This window comes from Sporosarcina limicola (genome assembly GCF_014873855.1).
GTDB lineage: Bacteria > Bacillota > Bacilli > Bacillales_A > Planococcaceae > Sporosarcina > Sporosarcina limicola.
The window spans coordinates 154043-161405 of record NZ_JADBEL010000005.1 but is presented as its reverse complement, the minus strand read 5'-3'; the positions used below and the strand labels follow the sequence as shown (position 1 = coordinate 161405).

Here is a 7363-nt window from a genome sequence, read left to right as displayed (position 1 = left end):
GATTGCCCTCACAGTTTCCCGATTTGCCATGACAGTTCGGCCGGGCCATGACAGTTTCCTCGATTGCCCTCACAGTTTCCCGATTTGCCATGACAGTTCGGCCGGGCCATGACAGTTTCCTCGATTGCCCTCACAGTTTCCCGATTTGCCATGACAGTTCAGCCGGGCAATGACAGTTTCCACGTTTGCCCTCACAGTTTCCCGATTTGCCATGACAGTTCAGCCGGGCCATGACAGTTTCCACGTTTGCCCTCACAGTTTCCCGATTTGCCATGACAGTTCGGCCGAAAAAAATAGCCATCTGCATGACTAAGCACGCAGATGGCTATGTAACACTATTTATTTCACAACAAACTTCGTTTTACTATGCCCTTCTTTCGACTTTCTCACCTCAAGAATAGCAGGGAAAGCGGCTTTCAATTCCTCGACATGAGAGATGACACCAATCATCCTGCCTGACTTTTGAAGATCTATCAGCGTGTCGATTGCTTTACTCAATGACTCTTCATCCAGCGAACCGAATCCTTCGTCAATGAACATTGTGTCGATGGAAACAGAGCCTTGGAAACTTTGGATGACATCAGCCATTCCAAGTGCGAGACAGAGCGAGGCATTGAACTTTTCTCCGCCTGACAATGTTTTCACATCACGCGTCTGCCCAGTATAGGCATCATATACATCTAAGCCCAAGCCGCTTTGCTTGCCCCGGATTTCTTGCCGATCACTGCGAATCAATTCAAATTGTCCATTGGTCATTTCTTTTAGGCGCTCATTCGCAGATTGGATAATACGCTCTAAATATTCAATTTGAATATAGCGTTCGAATGACAGCTTCAACCCGTTTTGGCCTCTAACAACATCATACAGGGCTGTGATTTTCCCACAAGTTTTTTCAAGTCCGTTCCTTATCTTCACGGACTGTTCTATTTTCTCTTTAATACCATGGGCTGCTTTTGCAAATTCCATCGAACGATTATAATCGGCGAATGCTTTTTCATAAACTATTTTCAGCTCATCGACAATCAATTCTAATCCGCTAAGTTCCACAATTTCTTTTCCTTCGAGAACCTGTTGAAGTCCCGCTACCGCTTCGCGTAATGAATGCAGTCGTTGTTTGAAATCAAAAATTTCCTCTCTCAATGAAACACGATTCACTGCCGGCATCTTCGCCTCACCATACACCTCTTCCGTCGGGAAACCCGATTTCAGCAAAGCTTCCTTGAACCGCGTTTCAGCACTACCCCTTTTCTCTTCCGCTTCCTTAAGTGCATTTTCAGTATGCATAACCGCGGAACGTGATGTCATCAGTAGTTCCTTTGCATCATTCAGTGACTTCTGCACCCTATCCCAAGCCTGTTCTAATTCTATTTTCTTCGTTGCTGTTTCTGTGATTCGTTGTTGAAGGACATCGAGTATCCGAACATCTTCAGGTATCACTTGTAGCGTCATTTCAATTAGGGCCAACTCTTTTTCATAAGTAGATTTTCGTTCAAATAACGCTCGCTCTTTCGTCAATTTTTCCGTTACAAGCTCTGTAGCTATGACTTCCTGCTCTTTCAATTTCACTTTCAGTTCAGTAAGCAGCTTCCGGTGTTCGCGTAAATTGGCAACTTCCGTCTCGAGTTCTTTTTTCAATAAATGCAATGTGTCACTTTCAACATCAATTTGCAAACGTTTAATTTCTTCCATTTTGTCATTTAATTGTTCATCTATATTTTGAAGTTTTGCTGCCGCTGTGCGGTATTCACTTTCCACATCTGCAAGTGCTTTTTTCTCACCATCTAGTTGCTCCTTTGTAACGACCGTTTCCAAATGGCCCTGTGATTTAGCTGGATGTTCTTGACTGCCGCAAACAGGACAGGACTCCCCGTCATGAAGGGATTCCGCCAGCATCGCAGCCTGGTTGTTCAGCCAACTTTTCTCAAACTGATCATAATCTATTTTCTGTTTTTTATAACGCTCTTCTTTTTCATTCTTTTCTATCTCTATAGTGGTTGTTAGCTTCTGAATGCTTATGAATTCATCAAGAATTTTACATTGTTCATTCATTTCATTTAATAGATCAACACGTTTATCGAGCGGAAGTAGTTTTTCTTCTAGTTGGTCTATTTTCATCTTCAGTACATCTAACTTTTCCGTTTCAACGATTGCTTTTCCAACTGTTTCACTAAGTTTCAAATCCAGTGAGCCGATTTCTTTTTTCATCAAATTCAGTGTTGCTTCTTTCGATGCTAATTCCGAGACTGCGGGCAAATGACCATTCAAACGGATTAGGGTTTCCGCCAATTGTTCACGTTCCTCTTTCCGTCCTTCTTCAGCTTTAAAAAGAATTTCGTTTTTTCCCATCTTTTCAGTTGCCACTTGAACCGCATATGAAGCTTTTTCAAGTGCGGCAGCTTTTTGAATAACCTCTTTTTTTAACCCACTGTACTGCAATTCGATTTCCTCAATAGCAGCCGCACGTTCTGCCTCAGCCAATTGCTGCTCTTTGGTGTCCATAAGAGGAATCCGTTCGGACAACGCACTCAATGAATTTTTCTGTTGTTCTAATTCAACAAACCGTTCGTTCAAGCTTTTCGCAGTATGAAAAGATGAGAGTACCTCCGCATGTTTCTTGACTGATTCTTCATATTCCCGCTTATCATCCGTTGTTTTTTCATTATAATAGGAAAGCTCTTCATCTAAACCTTGAACGATTTGACTGTCGTTACGGTTGTCATTCGCAAGAAAGGTGAAAATTAGCGACTCGCGCTCTGGTAGTACAGAAGATATCTGGCGAATATACCCCTCATTCAATTGTATCTCATTTGTCAGTTCTGTCTGTGCTATATCCTTTTTCAATTTCAACTTTTCAACAATTTCACGGTACGGTTCCGTCTTGAAAATTTTCCGCATGATTGTTTCCTTGTTTTCCGTGTCAGATGTAAGGAATTTACGGAATTCCCCTTGAGGTAGCATGACGATTTGGCTGAATTGCGCTTGTGTGAAGCCGATTAGTTCCTCTGCTTTCTTGTTGATTTCGGAAACAATCTGCCTATCTACATACGGTATTTCTCCGTCTGCCGTCAGTTCGTAAAATTCACAGCGAGCAACCGTCTTTGACTTATTTCCAATTTTGACATGTGGAATTTGCCGCATAATTCGATACACCCGACTATGTATTTCAAAAGTGAGCCCGACTGTAGTTTGTACACCATCGTCCGCAAAATCGCTGCGCATCGCACCACTATCCGCACGGTCCTCCCCACTCGCCTGTCCATACAACGCAAAACAGATACCGTCAAAAATTGTCGTTTTCCCAGCTCCAGTTGCACCAGAAATGACAAATAACTTATTCTCTCCTAATTCTTTAAAATCAATTGTTTCCGTCCCTTTATATGGTCCAAATGCCGTCATCGAAAGTAGTAAAGGTCTCAAACTCCCTCCCCCTCCTTATGCATTACTTCATGAAGTACCTCTGCAAATAACGCTTCCGTTTCCACGTCTGCCACATCGCCCTTCATCGCTTCATAAAATGATTTGAATAGTGTTAGATCATCCTGTTTCCCTTGTCCTACCTGCCGTTTCCGTCCAACACCAAGGGATGGCTGAATCATTTTCCGTTCGACATGCATCGCATTTGGATACACCGCACGCACCTTTTCCATTGGGAATAAAACCGGTGTCTCATCAAGCAGTTTCACAAAAACATAATCCTCACTAATGGAATGCTGCGAAATGTCTTCTATCGTTCCTTCGACCGTCCGCATATCGTATCGCGGTGTCAGCTCCCGCTTTTCAACAGTGACTTGCCCCTCTCCGTCCATATCGACGATGAGAAATCCTTTGTTATGATGCTCTTCTGAAATGGAGTATTTCATCGGAGAACCGGCGTAACGTATTGTTTCATTCAACACAAAATGTGCCTGATGCAAATGTCCGAGCGCAGTATAATGGAATGGTTCAAATAGATGTGCCGACACATATTCCGCTCCACCAATCGCAAGTGGCCGTTCCGATTCACTTGTGTTTTCTTCACTTTCTCCGTGCTTTGTAACAAATGCATGTCCCACAAATACATGACGTGCATCTTGCTTCAAATTTTCATAAATGCCGTCTATCACTTTTTTCATCGCGTCGTTATGGTTCGAAATCTCTTCGTCTTCTTGCAAATATTTCACAACAGAAGGATCTGCGAATGGGACGAGATGAAAATGAACTTCGCCAAAGTCATCGGTTAGAATGACTGGGTCAATCTGCTTCGTCATTTGACCCACAATATGATAGCCGTTTTCCCGCATCAGACCGCTCCCAAAATGAAGACGTGCTGGACTGTCATGGTTGCCCCCTACCGCAATAATCGGTGTCTTCAACTCCATCACAATTTCCGCCAAAACTTCGTCAAGTAGAACAACCGCTTCAGTCGGCGGCACCGCACGATCATACAAATCACCTGCAATAACGACCACATCTGGCTTCTCTTCCTTAATCGCCTCAATGAATTGATCCAGAACAAATCGTTGTCCCTCCGTCATATAAACCCCTTGCACAAGCTTGCCCAAATGCCAATCCGCCGTATGAAAAAACTTCAACTCCATCTCTCCTGTCATCACTCTTTCCTACTACTTTACAGTAAATTGCTTTGAAATGCGCCTCGGAGTTATTGGAAAAAGAAGTGAACCTTGAAGGTATCTATGTCAATATGAAATGAAAAATGAGGAATGCGTCATCTATAAGCAGATGACGCATTCCTCATTCATTCCTTATTTTCCTAATCCATCAGCAATCATTTCAGCATTCCATTTTATCATTTTGATGTATGTGTCCCCATCACTACCAGCATTCCCTAGTGAATCTGTGAATATTTTCCCATGGATTGGCACACCCGTTTCTCTTGATACCATCTCCATGCTTCGCGGATCAACACTAGACTCCAAGAACAGTGATGGAACACCGTCATCTTTGACTATACTTATGATACTCTTCAGTTGCTCTGGAGTCCCTTCATCATGTGAATTGATTTCCCAAATGTAGGCAGCTTGGAAGTCATAGGCAGCGGAGAAGTATTTAAATGCGCCTTCACTCGTTACGAGTACGCGTTTTTCTTCTGGGACCGCATGCATCATTTCAAGAATCTCTTCATGAAGTGTGTTAAGTTCCGCTATATATTTTCCAGCATTTTTATCGTAGTCATCCGCATGGGTAGCGTCAATTTTCTTCAGGGCATCACGAATATTTTCAACATATTTGATGCCATTCCGAACGTCGAGCCAAGCATGTGGATCCTCTTCATTTTTATGTTCTTCCGAGCTCAGAAGCATCGGTTCAACGCCTTCACTCACACGTATTACATTATCATCTTTAATTGATTTTCCTGCCGTTTCAATCATTTCATTAAACCAAGCATTTCCTTCTTCCAAGTTCAACCCATTATAAAATACTGCATCTGCATCCGTTGTCAATACAAGATCATCCGGAAGCGGGTCATAGTTGTGGGGGTCTGATCCGATTGGCGCTAAACTATGCACCTCTACATGTTCTCCTCCAACATTTTTTATCATATCATAGACAATTGAATAGGTTGTCACGATTTTCAGTTTTCCACCTTTATCTTTCTCTTTCGGTGAAGTCGCTCCCTGGCTACATGCAGTTACCAAAGCGACAACTATCATTGTTGTTAAAAATAAAATCAGTTTCTTCATCAACATTCTTCCCCTCATTCTAACTGTTTCAAACAGTAACTGTTTTGCTTCTTTTCGATCGGATCGCCCGCAATAAAATCCCTTGTTTCGGTGAAAATAATAATGCTACGATAAACAACGTCGTTGCCACGAGAACGATGGTCGCACCTGATGCAAGGTTATAAGTGAAACTCAGATACAAACCGCCCACCGCAGAAATCGCGCCAAATAGTGCTGACAAGCCAATCATAACGGACAACCGATCTGTCAATAAGTACGCCGTCGAAGCCGGTGTAACTAGCATAGCGACAACTAATATAATTCCGACCGTTTGTAACGATGCGACCGTAACAAGTGTCAGTAATGTCATCAAGAAATAATGGATCATCTTCGTCGGCAAGCCGTAAGCTTGTGCCATAATTGGATCAAAAGAGCTAACCAGCAATTCTTTATAGAAAAGATAAACGCTACCCAGAACGACGATTCCGATGATAAGTGTAATCCACATATCTGAAGGCCTCACCGCTAATACATTACCGAACAAAATATGATATAAATCCGAGCTACTTTTCAGGACTGTGATAAGAATTATGCCCAAAGCAAACGCAGCTGTAAAAACAATCCCGATTGATGAGTCATTTTTCACTCGGCTATTTTGACTGATAAAACCAATCCCTACAGCAGTTAGAATACCTGTCACTACAGCCCCAATGAAGAAGTTGATACCTAACATATACGAAATTGCCACGCCAGGTAAAACAGCGTGAGAAATTGCATCTCCCATAAGTGCCATTCCACGTAATATAATAAAACAACCAATTACTCCACAAATCACGCCCACCATAACAGAAGTGAGAAGTGCTTTTTGTAAAAACTCATACTCGATAACTGAATCGATAAAATTCATCATGTTGTCATCACCATTTCTTCCAAAAATGATAATTGTCCGCCATACGCCTTTGCAATATTTCGTGGAGTAAACACTTCTTTCACATCTCCACTTGATATAAGTTCCTTATTCAACAATAGAAGCTCATCAAAATATTTTTCTGCTTTGCTTAAATCATGGTGAACAACAATTATTGTCTTTCCTTCATCCCGTAACTCTTTTAAGATTCTTACAATCACTTCTTCGCTTGCCACGTCGATACCCACAAACGGTTCGTCAAGAAGAAATAGGTCCGTTTGCTGTGCGAGTGCACGAGCCAAGAAAACGCGTTGTTGTTGCCCTCCTGATAATTCGCCAATCTGTCTATCCTGAAATTCTAACATGTCTACCTTTTCCAGACATTTCAAAGCCAATTCCTTTTCTTTCCTGCCTGGTTTTTTCAAAAGACTGATAGACGGATACGTACCAATCAAAACGGTTTCTTTCACCCTGATCGGAAAATCCCAGTCAATCGCACTCCGTTGTGGAACGTAGGCAATCCGTTTACGTACCTCTTTCAACGTGGAACCAAGTATATTGATCTCACCCGAATCTTTTGGTATCAAATTCAAAATGGCTTTCAATAAAGTGGACTTACCTGCACCATTCGGACCAATAATTCCGACAAGTGTACCTTCAGATATAGTGAAGTCTACCTTTTTCAGTGCTTCATTTCCGAAATAGGAAACACGCAAGTCCTTTACTTCTACTGCATTCATTTTTTCCACACCTCCATACAACTATTTATATTCAAATGTTTCATTAAGGAAACATT

Annotated in this window: 5 protein-coding genes; all 5 read right to left on the bottom strand. The window is 42.0% G+C overall.

Annotated features, from left to right (window positions below):
* Nucleotides 1–339: 339 nt before the first annotated feature.
* Nucleotides 340–3417, bottom strand: coding sequence for an SbcC/MukB-like Walker B domain-containing protein (locus tag H4683_RS06940; protein WP_192598110.1), 3078 nt, complete (start codon nt 3415–3417; stop codon nt 340–342).
* Nucleotides 3414–4571 (bottom strand): exonuclease SbcCD subunit D, encoded by a 1158-nt coding sequence (locus tag H4683_RS06935; RefSeq protein ID WP_192598166.1) that lies wholly within the window; start codon nt 4569–4571, stop codon nt 3414–3416. The genes H4683_RS06940 and H4683_RS06935 overlap by 4 nt, the downstream gene beginning before the upstream one ends.
* A 171-nt stretch (nt 4572–4742) precedes the next feature.
* Nucleotides 4743–5681: a metal ABC transporter solute-binding protein, Zn/Mn family gene (locus H4683_RS06930; protein WP_275403066.1), complete on the bottom strand. Its 939-nt coding sequence runs from the start codon at nt 5679–5681 to the stop codon at nt 4743–4745.
* A 28-nt stretch (nt 5682–5709) separates the two neighbouring features.
* Nucleotides 5710–6567: a metal ABC transporter permease gene (locus tag H4683_RS06925; protein WP_192598165.1), complete on the bottom strand. Its 858-nt coding sequence runs from the start codon at nt 6565–6567 to the stop codon at nt 5710–5712.
* Nucleotides 6567–7307: a metal ABC transporter ATP-binding protein gene (locus H4683_RS06920; RefSeq protein ID WP_192598108.1), complete on the bottom strand. Its 741-nt coding sequence runs from the start codon at nt 7305–7307 to the stop codon at nt 6567–6569. Before H4683_RS06920 ends, H4683_RS06925 begins: the two co-directional genes overlap by 1 nt.
* Nucleotides 7308–7363 lie beyond the last annotated feature (56 nt).